The sequence below is a fragment of the Peribacillus sp. P4_D6 genome (assembly GCF_056401795.1).
Genome location: NZ_JBFUIQ010000320.1, coordinates 1 through 1,473, shown reverse-complemented (window position 1 = coordinate 1,473; position 1,473 = coordinate 1). Strand labels below are relative to the sequence as shown.

Sequence of the window (1,473 nt, the reverse complement as noted above, 5' to 3'; positions counted from 1 at the left end):
GGTTATCTCCCGCTTCAATTAGATGGAGAATTGGTCTGGCTTACGAATCAGGCGAAAGCGGACTTTTTTCAAATACAGTGGCGAGGACGCCTTGGGAAATTATCCTTAATTTCAGAAAATGCCCGTTTTTCCCCATGTCGGTTTATAGCGTTTGACCTGCTTCGCATCAGCGGAAAAGACATAGCAGATAAACCTATGGTGGAACGAAGGGAATTGATGTTGAATATGGGGGAAAAACTCGGTCTTCCTATACCTCCTGATCCCAACGATAAGGCTTTGATACAATTAATAGAGAGTTTTGACGTTTTGGATATTGCCTTGAATAAGGTCACCTTGTTAGATGGCGAAGGGATTGTTGCCAAGGAAACTCGGGGTGCTTGGCAAGAAGGAAGACGTACAACATCTTGGATTAAGGTGAAAAATTGGAAGACCGTTTCTTGTTTCATCACAGCATTGCACAAAGAAAATGGCTACGTTTCCCTTGCAGTATTCAAAGAAGGTGCCGTAACGAAAATCGGAAGTGTCAAAAATGGACTGAGTGCTAGAGATAAAAGTATATTGCATCAATTGATCAAGCAAAATGCATCAGACGAAGACGCACAATTTTTTTATATCCATCCATCCATTTGCATTGAAGTTCAATTCTTGCACGTTTATGAGGAAAATGAATTGCGTGAACCTCAGTTTTCCCAGTGGCTTTTACAAACTTCTCCCGACGAATGTACCTGGGAGAAATTCGTGCTAGGCCAATATACATTTCCAGATACTGTACAAATAACTTCCAGGGATAAACCGCTTTGGAAAACAGAAGGTAAACAGGTGGTAAAAGTAGAATATCTTCATTATTTACGGGAGGTTTCAGCTTTCTTCTTACCCTTCTTGAAGGATAAGCTTCTTACCACGATCCGCTATCCTCATGGAACTTTGGATAAAGAAAGATTTTTCCAAAAAAACAAACCTGATTATGCGCCGGACTTTATAAAAACGTTCATGGATGAGGATATCGAGTATATGCTGTGTAACGACATTGAAACTCTCCTTTGGTTTGGTAATCAACTTGCATTGGAATTTCATGCCCCATTTCAGAAAGCCGGTAAAACAAGACCCGACGAAATCGTCCTGGACTTGGATCCTCCTTCCATCGAATATTTCTCTCTTGCGGTAAAGGCTGCACAGGAAATAAAAAAGGTGATGGAATCATTAAGGATTAAAGCTTTTGTAAAAACTTCAGGTAACAAAGGACTGCAAATTCACATCCCTCTGCCTGAAGACAGATTTACTTATCAGGAGACACGCATATTCACTGACTTTCTAGGTGATTATTTAACAAGTTCCAATCCGAATGATTTTACAACGGAAAGAATGAAAATAAATCGGCATAATCGACTTTACTTGGACTTTGTTCAGCATAGTGAAGGAAAAACCATCATTCTACCTTATTCCCCACGGGGAAATTCTTTCGCTGGTGTGGCT

Annotated in this window: 1 protein-coding gene; it reads left to right on the top strand. The window is 40.3% G+C overall.

What is annotated here, in order from left to right; all coding sequences use genetic code 11:
- The coding region (ligD, locus tag AC1DVB_RS27175) for a DNA ligase D (RefSeq protein WP_477591940.1) at positions 1-1,473 on the top strand (1,473 nt) is incomplete at both ends.